Origin of the sequence: Bacteroides sp. GM023 (assembly GCF_014750685.1) — a bacterium.
GTDB lineage: Bacteria > Bacteroidota > Bacteroidia > Bacteroidales > Bacteroidaceae > Bacteroides.
This window is the reverse complement of record NZ_JAAXGE010000005.1, coordinates 279,493-299,924: the sequence shown is the minus strand read 5'-3', so window position 1 is coordinate 299,924 and position 20,432 is coordinate 279,493. Positions and strand designations below refer to the sequence as shown.

The 20,432-nt window shown below is 43.7% G+C and carries 15 protein-coding genes; 11 read left to right on the top strand and 4 right to left on the bottom strand.

The window, feature by feature from the left end; genetic code table 11:
- Nucleotides 1–44: 44 nt before the first annotated feature.
- The 4 genes from HC965_RS12180 to HC965_RS12165 all read left to right on the top strand — a co-directional run bounded on the left by HC965_RS12180 (nt 45) and on the right by HC965_RS12165 (nt 5,558).
- Nucleotides 45–2,954 carry a xanthan lyase gene (locus HC965_RS12180; protein WP_191031710.1) on the top strand — a complete coding sequence of 970 codons (2,910 nt, stop codon included), beginning with the start codon at nt 45–47 and terminating at the stop codon, nt 2,952–2,954.
- A 79-nt stretch (nt 2,955–3,033) separates the two neighbouring features.
- A complete protein-coding gene (locus tag HC965_RS12175; RefSeq protein ID WP_191031709.1) occupies nt 3,034–3,351 on the top strand; it encodes a hypothetical protein in 318 nt (105 codons plus the stop codon).
- Complete coding sequence (locus HC965_RS12170) at nt 3,351–3,575, top strand: sulfurtransferase TusA family protein (RefSeq protein WP_191031708.1); 225 nt, start codon at nt 3,351–3,353, stop codon at nt 3,573–3,575. The genes HC965_RS12175 and HC965_RS12170 overlap by 1 nt, the downstream gene beginning before the upstream one ends.
- An 84-nt stretch (nt 3,576–3,659) precedes the next feature.
- On the top strand, nt 3,660–5,558 hold the full coding sequence (locus HC965_RS12165; RefSeq protein ID WP_191031707.1) for a YgiQ family radical SAM protein: 1,899 nt from the start codon (nt 3,660–3,662) through the stop codon (nt 5,556–5,558).
- A 96-nt stretch (nt 5,559–5,654) separates the two neighbouring features.
- Here HC965_RS12165 and mfd read toward each other — a convergent pair whose 3' ends face one another.
- Nucleotides 5,655–9,029 (bottom strand): transcription-repair coupling factor, encoded by a 3,375-nt coding sequence (mfd, locus tag HC965_RS12160; RefSeq protein ID WP_191031706.1) that lies wholly within the window; start codon nt 9,027–9,029, stop codon nt 5,655–5,657.
- Between the two features lie 334 nt (nt 9,030–9,363).
- Here mfd and HC965_RS12155 point away from each other — a divergent pair, with 334 nt between their 5' ends.
- The 6 genes from HC965_RS12155 (at nt 9,364) to HC965_RS12130 (ending at nt 14,740) form a co-directional block, all read left to right on the top strand.
- On the top strand, nt 9,364–10,107 hold the full coding sequence (locus HC965_RS12155; RefSeq protein WP_191031705.1) for a polyprenol monophosphomannose synthase: 744 nt from the start codon (nt 9,364–9,366) through the stop codon (nt 10,105–10,107).
- Nucleotides 10,104–11,441 (top strand): dihydroorotase, encoded by a 1,338-nt coding sequence (locus HC965_RS12150; protein ID WP_191031704.1) that lies wholly within the window; start codon nt 10,104–10,106, stop codon nt 11,439–11,441. Before HC965_RS12155 ends, HC965_RS12150 begins: the two co-directional genes overlap by 4 nt.
- Nucleotides 11,442–11,465: 24 nt before the next feature.
- A complete protein-coding gene (locus HC965_RS12145; protein ID WP_191031703.1) occupies nt 11,466–12,377 on the top strand; it encodes a vitamin B12 dependent-methionine synthase activation domain-containing protein in 912 nt (303 codons plus the stop codon).
- A 67-nt stretch (nt 12,378–12,444) separates the two neighbouring features.
- A complete protein-coding gene (locus tag HC965_RS12140; protein WP_191031702.1) occupies nt 12,445–12,957 on the top strand; it encodes an RNA polymerase sigma factor in 513 nt (170 codons plus the stop codon).
- Nucleotides 12,958–12,962: 5 nt separating this feature from the next.
- The gene (locus HC965_RS12135; RefSeq protein WP_191031701.1) at nt 12,963–13,538 is read left to right on the top strand and encodes a hypothetical protein; all 576 of its coding nucleotides are present in this window, start codon (nt 12,963–12,965) and stop codon (nt 13,536–13,538) included.
- Nucleotides 13,539–13,573: 35 nt separating this feature from the next.
- Nucleotides 13,574–14,740 (top strand): metallophosphoesterase, encoded by a 1,167-nt coding sequence (locus HC965_RS12130; protein ID WP_191031700.1) that lies wholly within the window; start codon nt 13,574–13,576, stop codon nt 14,738–14,740.
- On the opposite strand, the gene HC965_RS12125 is transcribed toward HC965_RS12130, so the two are convergent.
- Nucleotides 14,724–17,591, bottom strand: coding sequence for an AAA family ATPase (locus tag HC965_RS12125; RefSeq protein ID WP_191031699.1), 2,868 nt, complete (start codon nt 17,589–17,591; stop codon nt 14,724–14,726). The genes HC965_RS12130 and HC965_RS12125 overlap by 17 nt on opposite strands.
- The gene (locus HC965_RS12120; protein ID WP_191031698.1) at nt 17,588–18,841 is read right to left on the bottom strand and encodes an exonuclease SbcCD subunit D C-terminal domain-containing protein; all 1,254 of its coding nucleotides are present in this window, start codon (nt 18,839–18,841) and stop codon (nt 17,588–17,590) included. The genes HC965_RS12125 and HC965_RS12120 overlap by 4 nt, the downstream gene beginning before the upstream one ends.
- Before the next feature lie 121 nt (nt 18,842–18,962).
- Here HC965_RS12120 and HC965_RS12115 point away from each other — a divergent pair, with 121 nt between their 5' ends.
- Entirely contained in the window at nt 18,963–19,721 is a 759-nt protein-coding gene (locus tag HC965_RS12115) for a 1-acyl-sn-glycerol-3-phosphate acyltransferase (RefSeq protein WP_191031697.1), read from the top strand.
- Between the two features lie 76 nt (nt 19,722–19,797).
- Here HC965_RS12115 and HC965_RS12110 read toward each other — a convergent pair whose 3' ends face one another.
- Nucleotides 19,798–20,277: a polysaccharide deacetylase gene (locus HC965_RS12110; protein WP_191031696.1), complete on the bottom strand. Its 480-nt coding sequence runs from the start codon at nt 20,275–20,277 to the stop codon at nt 19,798–19,800.
- Between the last annotated feature and the right edge of the window lie 155 nt (nt 20,278–20,432).

Genomic DNA, 20,432 nt, shown 5'->3' with positions numbered 1-20,432 from the left:
TTTTTGCGGGCGATCTGTGATAAATGACCTAAAAGAATTGAATGATGAAAAAAATAATAGTGTTTTTTCTATGCCTTACACTCGGCGTAAATTTCCTTTTTGCGCAAGATATTGAAAGGAATGTAAAAGAACGATTAACGGATTATTTCGGCAAATATACCGTAACAGCTAAAATCAGTACACCCAAGCTGAACAGCATCGACATCAATTACGACCGCAAGACAATTGCTGTCTATGCTTCAGAGAGTTTCGCCTATCAGCCTTTCCGGCCGGAAACCGTAGAAGCGATTTACAACCAGGTGAAAGAATTACTCCCGGGCCCCGTCCACTATTACCAATTGACGATTTATGCGGATGGAAAACCTATTGAAGAACTGGTTCCTAATTTCTACCGGAACAAGAAAAAGGATAAGGAGCGAATGTCCCTGAACGTCGATTATAAAGGAGCCCCCTGGGTGAAGAACATCTCACGACCTAATGATATTTCACGCGGATTACAAGACCGTCACATCGCAATTTGGCAAAGCCATGGCAACTATTTCAAGAATGACAAGAACGAATGGGGATGGCAACGTCCCCGCTTGTTCTGCACTACAGAAGATTTGTTTACGCAATCTTTCATTCTGCCCTATGTGATTCCCATGCTGGAGAATGCAGGTGCTATCGTTTATACACCCCGTGAACGGGATACACAAAAGAATGAAATCATAGTGGATAACGATACGCCCAACGCTTCTCTCTACCTGGAAGTAGGAAGTAAAAAAACGAAGTGGGCGATGGCACCCGTGAAAGGATTCGCCCAAAAGAAAAAGATTTATAGAGATGGGGAAAATCCTTTTGCCGACGGCACTTGTCGTTTCATCTCCACCGAAAGAAAGAAAAAGAAGAATAAGGATCAGGCATTTGCCGAATGGGTACCTACCCTGCCGGCAACAGGTGAATATGCCGTTTATGTTTCTTATCAGACATTACCTAATAGTGTAAGTGACGCCAAGTATATCGTTTTTCACAATGGCGGAGTTACCGAATATAAGGTAAATCAAAAAACAGGTGGCGGCACATGGGTATATCTCGGTACATTTGAATTTGATAAGGGAAACAATGACTATGGAATGGTCATACTAAGTAATGAGAGCAGTGAGCACGGCGTAGTCTGTGCCGATGCGGTACGTTTCGGCGGGGGAATGGGTAATATTTCCCGGGGGGGAAAGATCAGTGGGTTGCCACGTTACCTGGAAGGAGCACGTTACTCTGCCCAATGGGCAGGAATGCCATATGATGTATATGCCGGACGTAAAGGTGATAATGATTATGTGGATGATATAAATACACGTTCCAACACTATCAATTACTTATCCGGAGGTTCTGTTTATAATCCGGACCAACCGGGACTACGTGTACCATTGGAAATGACAATGGCACTGCACAGCGATGCAGGATGTAGCAAAACGGATGAACTGATCGGTTCACTCGGCATTTATACCACCGATTTCAATAATGGTAAACTAAATACAGGTACAGACCGGTATGCATCACGCGATTTAGCAGACATTCTGCTTTCACAGATTCAGAAAGATATTCATTCAAGTTATAATCTGCCTTGGACACGCCGGAGTATGTGGAACCGGAATTATAGCGAGACGAGACTTCCCGCCACTCCTTCTACGATTATCGAGTTGCTTTCTCATCAGAACTTCGCAGATATGCAGTTAGGACATGACCCGAATTTCAAGTTTACCGTAGGACGTGCCATCTATAAAGGTATTTTGCAGTTTGTCACCAGCCAACATGATAAAGAATATGTGGTACAACCACTGCCTGTAAGTAATTTCGCCGTTCGTTTCGGTAAAAAGAAGAATACGTTGGAACTTTCATGGAAAGGGGAAGATGATCCGCAAGAACCTACTGCCCGCCCACGGGAATACATTGTATATACACGCATTGGTTATGGCGGCTTTGATAATGGAACATTGGTCAGCAAGCCCTCATATACCGTCAAGATAGAACCGGGACTTGTCTATTCATTTAAAGTAACTGCCGTAAACAGGGGTGGAGAAAGTTTCCCTTCCGAAATTCTTTCTGCATATAAGGCGAAACGGGAACGGGAAAAGGTATTAATCATCAATGGATTTGACAGAATCAGCGGCCCGGCTGTTATTAATACTTTTGATAAAGCGGGATTTGATTTGGAGCAAGATCCCGGAGTTCCGTATCTGTCGAATATCTCATTCAGCGGGGCACAGGTAGGATTCGATCGCTCGCAAGCAGGTAAAGAAGGAAAAGGCAGCTTGGGACATAGCGGAAGTGAATTAGAGGGAATGAAAATTGCAGGAAATACGTTTGACTATCCTTTTATACATGGAAAGGCTATTCAGGCAGCCGGTAAATATAGTTTCGTGTCATGCAGTGATGAAGCGGTAGAGAACGGACTAGTATCACTGGAAGACTATCCGATTGTGGATTATATCCTGGGACTGGAGAAGGAAGATCCTGTAAACAAAGCATATTATAAGACATTCTCTTCGGCCATGCAACGGATTATCACCAGCTATTGCCAGTCAAGCGGTAACTTATTCGTCAGCGGAGCATATGTGGGAAGCGATATGAGCGGCACACAAGGAAATCGGGAGTTTACGGAGAAGACATTGAAATACGGTTATCAGAGCAGTCTGACGGATAAGACTTCGAACCGGATTAATGGATTGGGACGCACGATTACTATTCCGCGTGTCCCCAATGAAGATAGTTACGCTGTCCCCGCACCGGACTGCATCGTTCCGGTAGATACTGCTTTTCCGGTATTCACATATGCTCCCGGTAACCAGAGTGCAGGTATCGCTTATAAAGGGAACTACCGCACTTTCGTATTGGGCTTTCCTTTTGAAAGTATCCAGTCGGAAGCTGACCGGGCAACGATTATGGCAGGCATATTGGAATTCTTTATTCAGAAATAAAAAATATCTTTTTTTTTAATCTGTTTCTCATTTTAAATTCTATCTTTGCTACTGTAATAACCCTTAAAACTAAAAAACAATGTATACTATACAAGCAAATCCCAGCGGTACACGCAGCATAGAAGTATCTAACGAAAACTTGAGAACAATTGAAAAATATGCACTGTTCCGCCATCTCATTGACAGCACCGGTATTGTAGATGAAAGCGTACTGGACAAGCTGAAACTAAACATCCGTTCCCTCATCGCCAGTCAGGAAGAAGACAGTAAAGACTTGCTGGATCTTTGCATTGATGTGATTTATCACAATAATATGAAGGCATTTGGCTTGCAACAGCTTATCAAACTCTATCTCACCTGGCTATCCAGTCCGGAAGCGGAAGAAGAGGAGGAATAATGATTACGGTAGATACCTGCGGAACGACAGCTTACAGCCCGCTGATTCCTGCAATAAAAGCCATATGCGGTGCTTCTCCCGGTGAAACGATAGAGATTATCATGAACCATTCCGACGCATTTCAGGACTTGAAGGAGTATCTTTCCGAGCAAGGTATCGGTTTTCGTGAAATCTATGACGGAGAACAAATGACATTAGAGTTCACAATCAATGAGAAGTTTTGAAAAAATATCCCAATGATTGAAGTTAAACATCCCAATGAATAAAAAAATCATTGGGATGTTTTTTATTATCCGTATCTTTGCGGCATGAAAGAATATCGTTTGACTGATTGGTTACCCACTACTAAGAAAGAAGTAGAACTTCGCGGATGGAATGAATTGGATGTCATTCTTTTCAGCGCGGATGCTTATGTGGATCATCCTTCTTTTGGCGCTGCTGTTATAGGGCGTATTCTCGAAGCGGAAGGTTTGAAAATAGCCATCGTACCTCAACCTAACTGGCGTGATGACTTGCGTGATTTCAAGAAACTGGGACGTCCCAGTCTATTTTTCGGTATCTCCGGCGGATGCATGGATTCCATGGTAAACAAATATACAGCCAACAAACGACTGCGCAGCGAAGATGCTTATACCCCGGACGGCCGCCCGGATATGCGCCCGGACTATCCTTCGACTGTTTACAGCCAAATTCTGAAAAGACTTTATCCCGATGTTCCTGTTGTACTGGGCGGTATTGAAGCCAGTTTGAGACGATTAAGTCATTACGATTACTGGCAGGACAAAGTACAAAAGAGTATATTATGTGAAAGCGGTGCGGATTTACTTATTTACGGGATGGGGGAAAAACCGCTGGTAGACTTGGTGAAGAATATGAAAAGCCTGCTCACCGATGAAGAAACTTCATTGACAAGCAGTAAATTCAAAACAATCATCGGAACGATTCCACAAACAGCTTACCTTTGCCGTGAGACAGAGTGGACTTCTGCCGAAGACGATCTTCAGCTCTATTCACATGAAGAATGTCTGACGGATAAGAAAAAACAAGCCAGCAATTTCCGGCATATTGAAGAAGAATCTAATAAATATTCGGCTTCACGTATCACACAAGCTGTCGGGAATAAGATTGTAGTAGTCAATCCGCCATATCCACCTATGAGCCAAAAGGATTTGGATCGTTCTTTCGATTTGCCATATACCCGTATGCCGCATCCTAAATATAAAGGCAAACGGATTCCGGCTTATGATATGATTAAGTTTTCCATTAATATCCATCGGGGATGCTTCGGTGGCTGTGCTTTTTGTACTATTTCCGCACATCAGGGAAAGTTTATCGTTAGCCGTAGCAAGGAGTCTATTCTGAAAGAAGTAAAAGAGGTTATTCAGTTACCGGACTTCAAAGGGTATTTAAGTGACTTGGGTGGTCCTTCGGCCAATATGTATCAGATGAAAGGGAAAGATGAATCTATCTGCAAGAAGTGCAAACGCCCGTCATGTATTCATCCGAAAGTTTGTCCGAACTTAAACTCCGATCATCGCCCGTTACTGGATATTTATTATGTGGTAGATGCTTTACCCGGTATTAAGAAATCCTTTATCGGAAGTGGAGTACGCTATGATTTGTTACTTCATCAAAGTAAAGACCCTGAAACAAATCGCAGTACTGCCGAATATACTCGCGAACTGATTATCAATCACGTTAGTGGGCGTTTGAAAGTGGCTCCCGAACATACCAGTGACCGTGTATTATCCATTATGCGCAAACCATCTTTCGAACAGTTTACAACATTCAAGAAAATATTCGACCGTATTAACAGAGAGGAAAATCTGCGTCAGCAACTGATACCTTACTTTATTTCTTCGCATCCGGGTTGTAAGGAAGAAGATATGGCAGAGCTTGCCGTCATCACCAAACAGCTTGACTTCCATTTGGAACAAGTTCAGGACTTCACTCCTACTCCAATGACAGTAGCTACCGAAGCATGGTATACCGGGTTTCATCCATACACATTAGAACCGATATTCAGTGCTAAAACCCAACGGGAGAAACTTTCCCAACGTCAGTTCTTCTTTTGGTATAAACCGGAAGAACGGAAAAACATTATTAATGAGTTGAGACGTATCGGACGTTCGGACTTGATAGACAAGTTATACGGAAAAGGGAAAGAATCAGAAAAGGAAAGGGGAAAAGGAAGAGGAAAAAGATAAAAGAAAACAAATCCTCCATCCTGAAATCACCGAAGGAACTCTTCTTTATACAAAGAAGAGCTTTTCCTTCCCGCGGTCATTCGAATAACTATTCATTTATCCTTCTTTTACCGGCAATGCCACAATCTCCTGCAACACACAGACTGCTGTCTCGACATTCGATACATCCTTAATCAGCATACTCCGTTTTCCATTTTGCTCGCGAAGATCACATCGCCGTGTATATTTCATCATATAGTCTATCACCTTACCGAATGCCTGGCTCTGATAGAATGGACTATCCGGATTGGACACAAAGAACAGGGTCATGCGTCCGCCTTTCAGGAATATTTTTTCCGCTCCCAAACGTGCTGCCAGGCGACGAAGAGGAACGATACGCAGCAACTCTTGTGTTTCCGGTGGAACAGGGCCGAAACGGTCTTCCAGTCGGGAACGGAAGGCATCTACATCTTTGTCTAATGTCAGACCATCCAGTTCGCGATAGAGTAACATACGTTCGCTGCTACCGGTTACATAATTAGCAGGTAACAAAAGTTCGAGATCGCTTTCCACCTGACATTCATCAACAAATCCTTCACCACTAATCTGTCCTTCGCTTTTGATTTCATCGGCATACAAATCTGCAAATTCGTCGTTCTTCAGTTCATGGACAGCTTCGGAAAGAATCTTCTGATACGTTTCATACCCCAAATCCGCAACGAATCCACTTTGTTCCGCACCGAGTAAATTTCCAGCTCCACGAATATCCAAGTCTTGCATGGCAATATGGATACCACTGCCGAGATCACTAAAGTTTTCAATCGCCTGAAGTCGTCGTTTTCCTTCTGCGGTAAGGCTGCTCAATGGCGGAGCCATCAGATAACAAAAGGCTTTCTTGTTACTACGTCCCACTCGCCCACGCATTTGGTGAAGGTCACTCAATCCAAAATTCTGTGCCTGATTGATGATAATTGTATTGGCATTCGGAATATCAATACCACTTTCGATAATAGTCGTCGCCAAAAGCACATCATAATCATAGTTGACAAAGTCCAGGATAATTTTCTCCAGTTGCGACGGTTCCAGCTGTCCATGACCGATTGCCACACGGCAATCCGGTATGTGTCTTTCAATCATCGCTTTTAGTTCCGGTAAATTAGCGATTCGGTTATTAACAAAGAAAACCTGCCCGTTACGACTCATTTCAAAATTAATCGCATCCGTAATTACCTCTTCATTGAAAGTATGAACTTCGGTCTGAATCGGATAACGGTTGGGTGGCGGCGTGGAAATAACACTTAAGTCACGCGCTCCCATTAATGAGAATTGAAGAGTACGTGGAATCGGGGTGGCAGTCATTGTCAATGTATCTACGTTCACTTTCAACTGGCGTAGCTTTTCCTTTACGGAAACTCCGAATTTCTGTTCTTCGTCAACAATCAGCAGTCCCAAGTCCTTAAATTGAACATCTTTCCCCAAGATACGATGAGTACCTATAAGGATACCGACATTTCCTTCTTTCAATCCTTTTAGAACTGCTTTGGATTGTGCAGCCGTACGTGCACGACTTAAATAGTCCACCCGACAAGGCAATCCTTTCAGACGTTCGCGGAAGGTCTGAAAATGCTGGTAAGCAAGTACCGTTGTCGGCACCAGGACAGCTACCTGTTTATTATCTGCCACAGCTTTGAAAGCAGCACGGATAGCCACTTCCGTCTTTCCAAAACCTACGTCTCCGCAGACCAGGCGATCCATCGGTCGGTCACTTTCCATATCCGCCTTTACTTCGACAGTCGCTTTGCTCTGGTCCGGCGTATCCTCATAAATAAAGGATGCTTCCAACTCACGCTGCAAAAAGCTATCGGGACTATAAGAGAATCCTCTCTCCTGACGACGCTGTGAGTATAGCTTAATCAAGTCACGGGCAATATCTTTTATTTTGCTCTTTGTACGCTCTTTCAGCTTCTCCCAAGCACCCGTACCCAACTTATTAAGTCGTGGTGCTTCGCCTTCCTTACCTTTATATTTGGAAACTTTATGCAGAGAGTGTATGGAGACGAATACTACATCTTCATTTTGAAAGACCAGTTTCAGAACTTCCTGCGTAGTATCTCCATTCGGAATACGTACCAATCCTGAAAAACGACCGATACCATGATCCGTATGTACTACATAATCACCGGGAGTAAACTGGTTCAATTCTTTCAATGAAAGAGCCACTTTTCCCGAACGGGCTTTATCGCTTTTCAGATTATATTTATGAAAACGGTCAAACAACTGATGGTCTGTAAAGATACAGAGCCGTAAAGTGTTGTCCACAAATCCTTCATGAATGGTACGTTCAACAGGCGTGAATTGTATCTTGTCACCGCGATCTTCAAAAATAGCCCTGATACGATCCGTCTGCTTCATACTGTCACTACAGATGTAAAGCGAATATCCTTTTTCCTGATAATCCTTAAAAGAACCAGCTACCAAATCGAAATTCTTATGAAAGATAGGCTGGACGGAAGTACTGAAAGTCACACTGGCATTCGGCGTACCAGTCGGCTTATTACCAAATTCCAAACGTCGGAAATCAAGCGCACGCACTGTAAATTCGCTGCCGTCTATCAGCTTTCCTTCTAATGTAATACCGCCATTCTCTTCGGCTTCCTGAACGGCTATCGCCTGCGGTGTCAACGCATCGTCATGCACCACTTGAATCCGCTCGCGCAACCAAAGAAAATCACGCATTGCCAAAGTCGTATCTTTCGGAATAAAATCAAGGAAAGAAGTAGTCACATCACCTGTCACGGCCAAATCGGGCACGATAGATACTCCATCTTTCTTCTCACGGGATAATTGGGTTTCAACTTCAAAGGTACGGACACTTTCTACTTCATCACCAAAAAAGTCGATACGGTAGGGATATTCCGAAGCAAAAGAGAAAACGTCGATAATACTACCCCGAACGGCATACTGTCCCGGTTCATAAACATAATCCACATATTCAAAACCGTAGCTATGCAGAACATCCGTTATAAAAGTAGTATCTACCTTCTCGCCTACGTTCAGTTTCAACGTTTTATTGCTCAGTTCTTTGCGGGACACGACTTTCTCCGCCAACGCATCCGGATAGGTAACGATACACAGTCCCTTCTCCCCTTTCTGCAAACGGCTCAATACTTCCGTACGCAGAATCTCATTGGCCGCATCTTTCTGTCCATACTTGATGGAACGACGAAAAGAAGAGGGGAAGAAAAGCACCGTCTCCGTACCCAATATCTGTGTCAGGTCGTGATAGAAATATCCGGCTTCTTCAAGATCACCTAAAATAAAAACAAACGGGCAACCACCCTCTTGCACCAATACGGAAGAAAAAAGGGAAGCAGCAGAAGCGCACAGTCCACCACAAAAAATAGTCTGAACAGAGGTGTCCTTCAACAAGCGCTTCATTACTGCCGTATTGGGATGGGCAGCGTATAATCGTTGCAATTCAGTTATTGTCATACCTATAAAATTTCACCGCAAAATTACAAAAAATAATGGGAGTACACACCCTTAGGACGGAAGTATTATAAAGGGTGGCTTTCAGAGTTCGCCAAGATGTGGGCTCGTCACCTTTAAGACGTGGGGTGAGCTTTGGTGAAGTGTGGGATGAGCTTCGCTGAAACGTGGGCTCAACATCAGTCAAACGCGGGCTTACACCAGGCGAAGTGCGGGTATAGTTGTAGTAAAGTATGGGATTAGTTACAATACGACGAGGAACACGTTAAATTTTCCTTAGTTCATCCATAACTAAAGGAAAAGAACTACTTTTGTTTCTAAATTTTATAGTATCTATATGCAAACATCGGATAGCATCGTAATTATCCCTACCTATAATGAACGGGAGAACATAGAAAATATCATCTGTGCCGTTTTCGGACTTCCCAAAGTATTCCATATTCTGGTAATAGAGGACGGATCACCGGACGGAACGGCAACTATCGTAAAGACCTTGCAACAAGAATTTCCCGAACGTCTCTTCATCATCGAGCGTAAAGGAAAACTGGGACTGGGTACTGCTTACATTACCGGTTTTAAATGGGCACTGGAACACGCATATGAATATATCTTCGAAATGGATGCCGATTTCAGCCACAACCCGAACGATTTACCCCGTTTATATCAGGCTTGCTCGGAACAGGGCGGAGATGTATCTATCGGCTCCCGCTACGTCAGCGGAGTAAATGTGGTGAACTGGCCGATGGGACGGGTACTGATGTCGTACTTTGCTTCCAAATATGTGAGATTCATCACAGGGATTCCCGTGCACGACACGACTGCCGGATTCGTCTGCTACCGCCGCCAAGTACTGGAAACGATTGACTTAGACCATATTCGTTTTAAAGGATACGCTTTTCAGATTGAAATGAAATTCACCTCTTATAAATGCGGCTTTAAAATCATCGAAGTTCCCGTTATCTTCATCAACCGCGAGTTGGGTACATCCAAGATGAATAGCAGTATCTTCGGAGAAGCCATATTTGGTGTGATTAAATTAAAAGTAAATAGTTGGTTCCATAAATTCCCGCAAAAGAAATGAAACGTACACTGATTCAAAATGCCGTTATTGTCAACGAAGGAAGAAAAGTACTGGGTTCGGTTGTAATCGAAGACGAAAAAATCGCCGAAATATTGGCAGGCGAAGAAAAAGCAACCGCACCTTGTGACGAAATCATAGATGCAACCGGATGTTATCTGTTGCCGGGTGCTATCGACGAACATGTACATTTCCGTGATCCGGGACTGACTCATAAGGCGGATATTACCACAGAAAGCCATGCCGCGGCAGCCGGTGGCATCACTTCCATCATGGATATGCCGAATACCAATCCGCAGACCACCACATTGGAAGCTTTGGATGAGAAATTTGCTTTATTGGGCGAAAAGTCGTCTGTCAACTACTCCTGCTATTTCGGAGCAACCAATAATAACTACACCCAGTTTGCAAAGTTAGACAAACACCGCGTCTGTGGTGTGAAGTTGTTTATGGGATCAAGCACCGGCAATATGCTGGTAGACCGTATGGCCAGTCTTCGCAATATCTTCGGTGGAACGGATCTGCTGATCGCCGCTCATTGCGAAGACCAGGGAATTATCAAAGAGAATACGGATAAATATAAAAAAGAATACGGAGACGATGTACCGTTGGCTCTCCATCCGCTTCTCCGTTCGGAAGAGGCTTGCTACCGTTCTTCCGAACTGGCAGTGCAACTGGCACGTGAAACCAACGCGCGTCTGCATATCATGCATATCTCCACCGCTAAAGAATTGAGTTTGTTCTCCAACGCTCCTTTGGCACAAAAGAGAATCACAGCAGAAGTCTGCGTTTCCCACTTGCTTTTTACCGAAGAAGATTATCAGACGCTAGGTGCACGTATCAAATGTAATCCTGCCATCAAGACAGCCGAAGACCGGAAAGCATTGCAAGAAGCAGTCAATAGCGGCCTTATTGACGCTATTGCAACAGATCATGCTCCGCACTTGCTCAGCGAGAAAGAAGGAGGAGCTCTGAAAGCCATGTCCGGTATGCCGATGATTCAGTTCTCATTAGTCAGTATGCTCGAATTAGTTGACAAGGGAGCGTTTACCATTGAAAAAATGGTAGAAAAGATGGCTCATGCACCTGCGCAAATGTACGAAATACAAAATCGTGGCTTCATTCGCAAAGGCTATCAGGCAGACCTTGTCTTGGTACGCCCTGACAATAAGTGGACAGTAACAACCGACTGTATTTTAAGCAAATGTAAATGGAGTCCATTGGAAGGGCATACTTTCAACTGGAAAGTGGAGAAAACATTTGCAAATGGACATCTGTTATATAACAACGGAGAGATAGACGAAACTTATCGCGGACAAGAGTTAAGATTCAGATAAATTACAATTCGTCACTGATAGCCTATGAGTAGTACTGTTATATCTTACAAAATACATAACGTCACCCCATACATCAACTGGATTTACTTCTTCCATGCATGGGGTTTCCAACCGCGCTTTGCAGCCATTGCCAACATTCATGGATGTGATTCCTGTCGTGCCATGTGGTTGGCTAACTTCCCCGAAGAAGAACGTAGCAAAGCTGCCGAAGCCATGCAATTATTCAAAGAGGCCAACCGGATGCTGGATTTGCTCGACCGTGACTATGAAGTAAAAACAATCTTCAAACTTTGCAAGGCAAATTCTGATGGAGATAACCTGTTGATTGAAAAGGAAGAAGGACAGTCCATCACCTTCCCTTTACTTCGCCAACAAACGCCTAAAAAGGACGGTAGTCCCTTTGTTTGTTTAAGCGACTTTATTCGTCCGTTGTCTTCCGGTATCCCGGATACTATCGGTGCTTTTGCTTCATCCATTGACGCAGATATGGAAGGACTGTATGAGCAAGATCCATATAAACATTTACTCGTCCAAACCCTCTCCGACCGACTTGCGGAAGCAGCTACGGAGAAGATGCATGAGTATGTACGAAAAGAAGCATGGGGATATGCCAAGGATGAAAACTTAGGTATGGCAGATCTGCTGGTTGAGAAATATCAGGGAATCCGTCCGGCAGTCGGTTATCCTTCTTTGCCGGATCAATCTGTCAACTTCCTATTGGACGACCTTTTAGATATGAAACAGATAGGTATTTCGCTGACTGAAAACGGAGCAATGTATCCTCACGCATCCGTTTGCGGACTAATGTTCGCTCACCCGGCAGCCGAATATTTCTCTGTCGGTAAGATTGGTGAAGACCAACTCGAAGATTATGCCCGTCGTCGGGGAAAGAGCGTAGAAGAAATCCGTAAATTCCTGGCAGCCAATTTACAATAGCTTCCGTTTACTGTGATTTTTCTCCTTTTCTCACGACTAACTAACCAAAAAAGCAATCATAAACTCCATGAGAGAACGAGCAACAGAGGCAAATAACCCCATTGAGCAAGAGTTCTTGTCGGTCATCCGCGAATATGAGCGGGTTATCTACAAAGTATGCTATCTGTATGCCAACCCGAACGCTCCCCTCAACGATCTCTATCAGGACGTGATACTGAATATTTGGAAAGCTTTTCCCAAATTCAGAAAAGAGTGTAAGATTTCCACATGGATTTACCGTATTGCCCTCAACACCTGTATCAGTTTTTATCGTAAAGAGAAAAATGTACCGGAAATCGTCAGCCTTACCCATGAGATTGACTGGACAAGCGAAGCACACGACCCGATCAATGAAATGCTGAAACAGCTCTACCGGATGATTAACCAACTGGGACAACTCGACAAGTCAATCATCCTGCTTTATCTCGAAGATAAAAGTTATGATGAAATCGCAGAAATCACCGGGCTGACCGTAACGAACGTAGCGACCAAGCTAAGTCGTATCAAAGACAAACTTAAAAGAATGAAAAAGGAGGAATAAGATATATGGAACTGGAAGAACTGAAAAAATCCTGGAATACCCTCGATGAGCACTTGAAAGACAAGGAGCTTATCAAGGAAGAAGAGCTTTCGAAGCTGATAGGACATGCCGATAAAGGTATCCATGCCATTGCCAACCTGAATATCAAGCTGATCCTGATTTCTCTGCCGGTATTAATATTGTTTTTAGCGGAAGTATTGTTACATAACCGCTTGAATCCAATCTATATCATCATTCTTCTTGCCTGGATTCCGGCACTTTGCTGGGACATCGTCACCACCCGTTTTCTCCAACGGACTCAAATAGACGAAATGCCGCTTGTGGAAGTGATTGGCCGTGTCAACCGTATCCACCGGTGGACTATCAGGGAACGATTGTTTGCCATTGTCTTTCTTCTGATACTGGCTGTACTTTCGTTTATTTATTGGCAAGTATGGCAATATGGAATAGGTATGATGCTCTTTTTCTTCTTGTTATGGGGTGGCGGACTTGGCTTGATCCTATGGATTTACCGCAAGAAATTCCTTAACCGTATCCACGAAATCAAAAAGAACCTGAGCGAATTAAATGAATTGATATAAAAAAGAGACTCTAAACATATTAACTCCGAACCAGCATGTTACAACGTTTATTCATATTTCTGCTATTGTTTCTGATCCTACCGGATATTTATCTGTATCTTCGTTTTATCGTCCGGCTCACAGCAAAGCGATGGCTACGAATCCTCTATTGGATACCGACTACCCTTATCCTCGCGGGACTGGTGTATCTGGTATTTTTCGCCAATAATCCTTTCTCCGAAAGCCACACGAGGGACATCGGATGGTTTTCTGTTATCTTCTTCCTTTTTGCGGCTCCCAAGCTGCTACTGGCTCTCTGCACTGTCATCGGGATTCCTTTTCATAAATGGCTCCGGATGCCACGTACTCCGTTTATCTGTACGGGATTGACATTAGCTGTCCTCTGTATTATTATGATTCTCTATGGTTCTTTCATCGGACGAAGCCAGTTTGAAGTCAAAGAAGTCACTTACTCCTCTCCGCGCCTTCCCCAAGCTTTTGACGGATACCGCATTGTACAGCTTTCAGATTTACACATCGGTAGTTGGATAGGAAATGCGCCTGACATCGAAAGAATGGTAAACCTGGTAAACGCCCAACAGCCCGATCTTATTGTCTTCACCGGGGACTTGGTAAATCACCGTGCGAAAGAATTGGATGGTTTTCAAGAGATACTTGCCCGATTGAAAGCCAAAGACGGGGTTTACTCCATTTTGGGAAATCACGATTACGGCCCTTATTTCCGTTGGAAAAGTAAGCAGGAGCAAGATGATAATCTGATTGATTTAGAACAAAGGCAGGTAGCTATGGGATGGAAACTGCTGAATAACTCACATTCCATTCTGATTCAGGGAAATGACAGTATTGCCCTTATCGGAGTAGAAAATGAAGGTGAACCGCCCTTCTCCCAACATGGTGACCTCGCCGGGGCAAAAGCCGGCACTGATGGTATGTTCCAAATACTGTTAAGCCACAACCCTACACACTGGCGGCGGGAAGTGTTACCCAAATCGGACGTAGATTTAATGTTGGCAGGACATACTCATGCCATGCAGCTTCAATTCGGTAACTACTCTCCTTCTGTTTATATCTATCCTGAATGGGGTGGAATGTATTTAGAAGGCACACGTGGCTTATATGTCAATGTTGGAATCGGTTATGTAGGATTACCTTTCCGCTTTGGCGCATGGCCGGAAATAACGGTGCTTACCCTACGACGGTAAGCACACTTTTTCCATTCACTTTCTTATGTACTTGTACCTGAATGGAAATCCGTTCACTCATTTCCTGCACATGAGAAATCACTCCGATTTTTCTTCCTTGCATTTGCAGTTGTTCCAATGCTTCCATAGCTGTTCGCAGACTTTCCGCATCCAAAGAGCCGAATCCTTCATCAATGAAAAGGGATTCCACTTTCAGATTATTACTGGATAAAGATGACAGTCCCAATGCCAATGCTAAAGAGATCAGGAAGGATTCTCCCCCGGAAAGGGAATATACTGTCCGCACCTCATCACACATATCACAGTCAATGACCTGAAGCGCCAATGTGCCGGGAACTTGCTGTAATTTATAGCGTTTGGAGAGATAGGACAAATGCTTGTTGGCATGAAGCAACAGTAAATTCAAGGTATAACTTTGTGCGATAACCTTAAATTTCGCTCCGTCTGCACTTCCAATCAGCTTGTTCAGTTTCGCCCAGCGTTCGGCAACAGTTTGTTTTTCAGCCAGTTCTTTGGCAATATTTTCTACTGTTTCTTTATTCTTTATCTGTTGCAGCAGACGGGCTTCAATAGCAGAAAGGGTTCGTTCCGTATTCAGATTTTCTTCCTGTTGCTTCTTGATTATTTCGGGAAGTTGCTCGGGGAACTCAATCTGTTTCTGTTGTTCCTGTAATTCTCCAATAGCTAAAGTTATTTGCTTTACTTCTCCTTGCAACCCGGAAAGACGATTCTGCACTGTCTCCACTTCTCTACGCGCTTGTTCCAAAGCAAGATTCAGTTCTTTTTCTCTTCGAGCTACGGCAGCTTCCGCTTCGTCCGCACTCTTGCCTTTCAATAAGACCGAACGTTCCTGACGTAATGTGTTCAATGCCTTCTCTATCACTTCAAACCGCTTCTGTTCGGCTGCGACTGCATTCTGCAAAATAGTCAGTTGTTCTTTGGCAGACGATACTTTCTGCATTGCTAAACGACATTGGGAGACATTTTCTCGCAGCCCCTCACAATGAGCACGCATTTTCTTAATCTCTTCATCGCTATGTTGCCATTTCGCATAAAGATTACGGTACTCTAAAATGAGTTTAGCCAATTCTTCCAGGCGATGTTGTATCTGTTCTTCATTACCAGCATCCAAACCTTCTTTCTGCAATGCGGTTAACTGTTCACGTACCTGTCTTTCAATCGTTTTCTGATGTGCCAAATCACGTTGCAGAGCAATACTACAGTTATTGTTCTGTTGACAAGCAGCTACCGCCGTATTATATTCCTTCTCTATATTCCGAAAAAGAGTATCTATCACCTCGTGTTCCTGATGATAAGGATGCGATGTGCTACCGCAAACCGGACAGGCTTCACCTTCCTGCAACTGCTGGCGCAAAGCCTTCACATCTTTTCCTACCGCCATGCGGGCATTTTCATAAAGCCGTTGAACTGTTTTCAGTGCAGTCTCTTGTTCTGCCAGTTGTTTCAAACAATCGGCCATTTCTTTCTCTAACCTTTCGATTTCCGTATTGGCTTTCGTTTGCGTTTCAGTTAACTGCCGGATGGTCTGCTGACGTGTCTGTTCTTTCTGTAACTTCACTTGTTCTTCAGCCAACGACGGATAGCCAAAAGAATTCAATCGTTCCAACCGTTCTTCGTTCGCCTTTATTCTGGCATTTAACATCTCTTCTTCCTGCCGCAAGATTGTCTCCACCTGTTCAAGTTGCAGAGATTCTTCCACTCCTGCATGATTCAACAAACGATTCAAGGAATGATAAGATAATTGCAGGTGCTCCGTAGCTATCCGCATCTTCTTTTCCTGTTCTGCTACTTGCCCGCAAGCTGCCTGCAAAATCTGTTGTGCCTGCTTATATCCATCTTGCTGCGACTGTATCTGCACATCCAACTGACGCGCCTTCTTCAAATCCGGCTGTATGGCTTCCCATTGAGCTTTAAAATGTACTAGCCCTTCCTCTTGCGAAGCAAGCCTTTCTAAGGAGACTTTCAGTTTCGCTTGCTCACCTTGTTCTTCTTCCTGTTTCTTCTTCCGAAGTTCTTCCTGCATCTTTAATGAGCGGACAACATTCAATTGTGTATTCTGCTCCGCCAACAATTTTATTCCCTCCGCACGTTTTTTAATCAATGATTCTTTTTCTTCGTGCAAAGCCAGCAGTTCTTCTTCCGGTATCAGCTCAATCACACTCATTCTATTATGAATCAGAGTCACTTCCTCCTGCGCTACTTTGTTCCGGGCAAAAATTTCCTGTGAAATCCGTGAATAAACCCCTGTTCCCGTCAGCTTTTCAAGTAATTCCGCTTTTGCCGCTCCTTTCGATTTCAGGAAAGTGGCAAAATCATTTTGAGCTAATAGTACCGTACGGGTAAACTGTTCATACGTCAGGCCAATCAAATCGACCAATTGAGCCAACAGTTCTTTTTTAGTACCTTGAAATTCTTTCTCCGTATCCAGTTCTTTCACTTCCAACGCCTGTGGTTGTAAAGAACCGCTCACCTTATTTCTAGTCCGTCTTACTGACCAATGGGAACGATAGCGACGTCCGTCTATTCCTAAAAAATCGACTTCCGCATAACCGTCACTCGTTCCACGACGCAACAGGTTTCTGACATCGGACTGGTTAATCTGATTATCTCCCACATCCGCCAGATTTACACTTTCCACCGAAGTGGCAAAACGGGGCGCTTTATCGTATAATGCAAGGCAGAGCGCATCCAACAAAGTAGATTTACCCGCTCCCGTAGGTCCCGAAATGGCGAAAATTCCTGCTGAATGTAAAGGTTCGGATGTAAAATCCACTTCGACCGTTCCTTCTATCGAAGTCAGATTCTTCAATCGTATCGATAATATTTTCATCCTTCTTCCTCCTCTTCTTTACGGGTGGCAGCCAGGTAGGCTTCCTGAAAAAGTTCTGTTAATTCTTCAGGCATTTCCGCCTGGTAAATCTTCTCAAAGGCAGATTGCGCAATTTGCAAAGGGGACATTTCTTGTAATCCCCTCTTCCAATCTGTTTCTTCTTTTTCCACCCTTCCCGCATCATTGTGATACGTGGAAACAATGCGTGCCAACCGATAGTTTTTATCCGCTAAAACTTCCTCTATCTCCTGCCGGAGCATAGGCTCGGGTTCTTCCAACAGTACCTTTACTTCCAAATAGGGCGCGATTTCCTCTGCTACGGGTAAATCTTTCAAAGCATCCAGTACAACTTCCGGCAATGCAGGTTCTCCATTCGGTACACTCACCAAAGGGACTAACTTCGGACATTCAATCCGTTCTATATCTACCGCACAACCACCGTCAAAAGTTACCATCACCACTCCATGATGATAATGTTTCTCTGCAAAAGACATCGGAATGGGACTCCCCGCATAGCGTACATTCTCCCGTCCGGATACTCGTTGGGCTTTATGAATATGCCCCAAAGCTGTGTAAGCTATCTGTTCTGAAAAGGCATCCGGCGATACACACTCCAAACCGCCAATGACCGTACGTTCACTGTAATCTTTCTCTGCAATCTCCGATCCGGTAGCCTGCAAATGACCAATGGCAAGAATCGACTGGTTTACTTTCCTTCGCTTCCATAACCTTTGCAGAAGTTGAGCGTAAAGTTCGCGAACTCCTTCCGCATACTGATTACCTTCCGTTTGCAGAGACGGATAATCCCCCTGACGCAAGAAAGGAACTGCCATACAAAGCAACTCTACTTCTCCCTGGCGATTCTTCAGTTCCACACATAAATGTTCATAGTCTATCTCTCCGCCTTCCCGTTTGCGTACTACCCCTCTGACCTCTGTTCGCATAGCCTGCAATAAAGGCAAAGGAGCTTCCAGGCGTGCCGCCGAATCATGGTTGCCGGCAACAATCACAATCTGTAAGTTCGGATTCTCCGCCGTTACCCGGTAAATAAACCGATAATACACGCTTTGGGATGCAGCTGAAGGATTGGAGACATCAAAAACGTCCCCGGCTATAATCAATGCATCAATCTCTTTCTGACGAATTTCTTCTGACAGCCAATTCAAAAACGCCTCATGTTCTGCGGCACGATCATAGCCGAAGAAGGTTTGACCGAGGTGCCAGTCGGCAGTATGTAATATACGTATCATATTTTTGTAACTATCTCTAAATAACAAGAGACAAAAATAACACAATCGAAAAGATAATATAGCATCTGCATCTCTTTTTTACCAATAATCATGTATATTTGCAGGATAAAAATCCAACCCTATGAAGATACTGTATTATATTTATCAGATTTGCATCGCTTTGCCTATTTTATTAGTGTTGACTATCCTCACGGCACTCGTCACTATTGTAGGTTCCCTTTTGGGTGGAGCCCACTTCTGGGGATATTATCCGGGGAAGATATGGTCACAATTAATTTGTCTTTTTCTGTTGATTCCCGTAAAGATTCGCGGGCGTGAAAAGTTACATAATAAAACTTCCTATATTTTCGTACCTAATCATCAGGGGGCATTCGATATTTTCGTAATCTATGGCTTCATCGGAAGGAACTTCAAGTGGATGATGAAAAAAAGCCTGCGCAAATTGCCATTCGTCGGAAAGGCTTGTGAAAGTGCAGGACATATCTTTGTTGACCGCTCCGGTCCGAAGAAAGTGCTGGAAACTATCCGACAGGCAAAAGACTCTCTGAAAGACGGAGTTTCTTTGGTGGTTTTTCCGGAAGGGGCACGTACTTTCACAGGACATATGGGATATTTCAAGAAAGGAGCTTTCCAGTTGGCCGATGATTTACAACTGGCAGTGGTGCCTGTCACTATCGACGGTTCATTTGAAATCTTGCCGCGTACTGGGAAGTGGATACATCGTCATCGCATGATTCTGACAATTCACGATCCTATCCCACCCAAAGGAAAAGGTATGGAAAACATCAAAGCTACTATGGCAGAGGCTTATGCCGCGGTTGAAAGTGCACTTCCCGAAGAACACAAGGGAATGGTGAAAAACGAAGACCAGGACCGGTAGCACAAAAAATAAATGTGGGGATACTCACGCACCCCCACATTCCTAACCAGTTTTTATGCATTGATTCATAAAAAAATTATATATTGAGAAAAGTAATTGTTTGATTCGACATCATTTGCAATTCCTGAAATGTCAGACAGAATGCTCTCTTTATTTCACCTTCCAGTCTCTCTAAAGAGAAGTATTCATCTCTCACTCCATTAATCTTACCTCTGAAACTATTATTATAATGTTTGCGGAATGTATTCGGAGTAACCAAGCCTCCAAATCCATAATCTCCCACTATAATAACCGGTTTCCGGTTCAGCACTCCTTCGCGGGCTATAATCCCCGTACCAATAATCAAATCAGCTTCGTCAATCACGCTACTGATTTCATCTTCATCAGATGACATGTACCTTACATGATACTCCGGTATCGTACTTAACAGAACATTCACCCTTAATCTAGTACGGGGATTACCGATCCCGACCACAATGCGAGTTCTTTGTTCCATGAGCTGCAATTCACTCCCATTCCAGGAGGAAAAAGCGGATGCTTCATTAGGACTCTTCATATTTTAAAACAGTTAAAGGAAAAGGTTTTTACTATTATATTGTTTTTTGCTGTGTCAAAAGTACGGGATGTATCCGAAACTACAAAAAAAGTTACCCGGACAATTACGAGACATTTATTTTTCCATAAACTACTAAAAGTCAGAAGGGTAACATT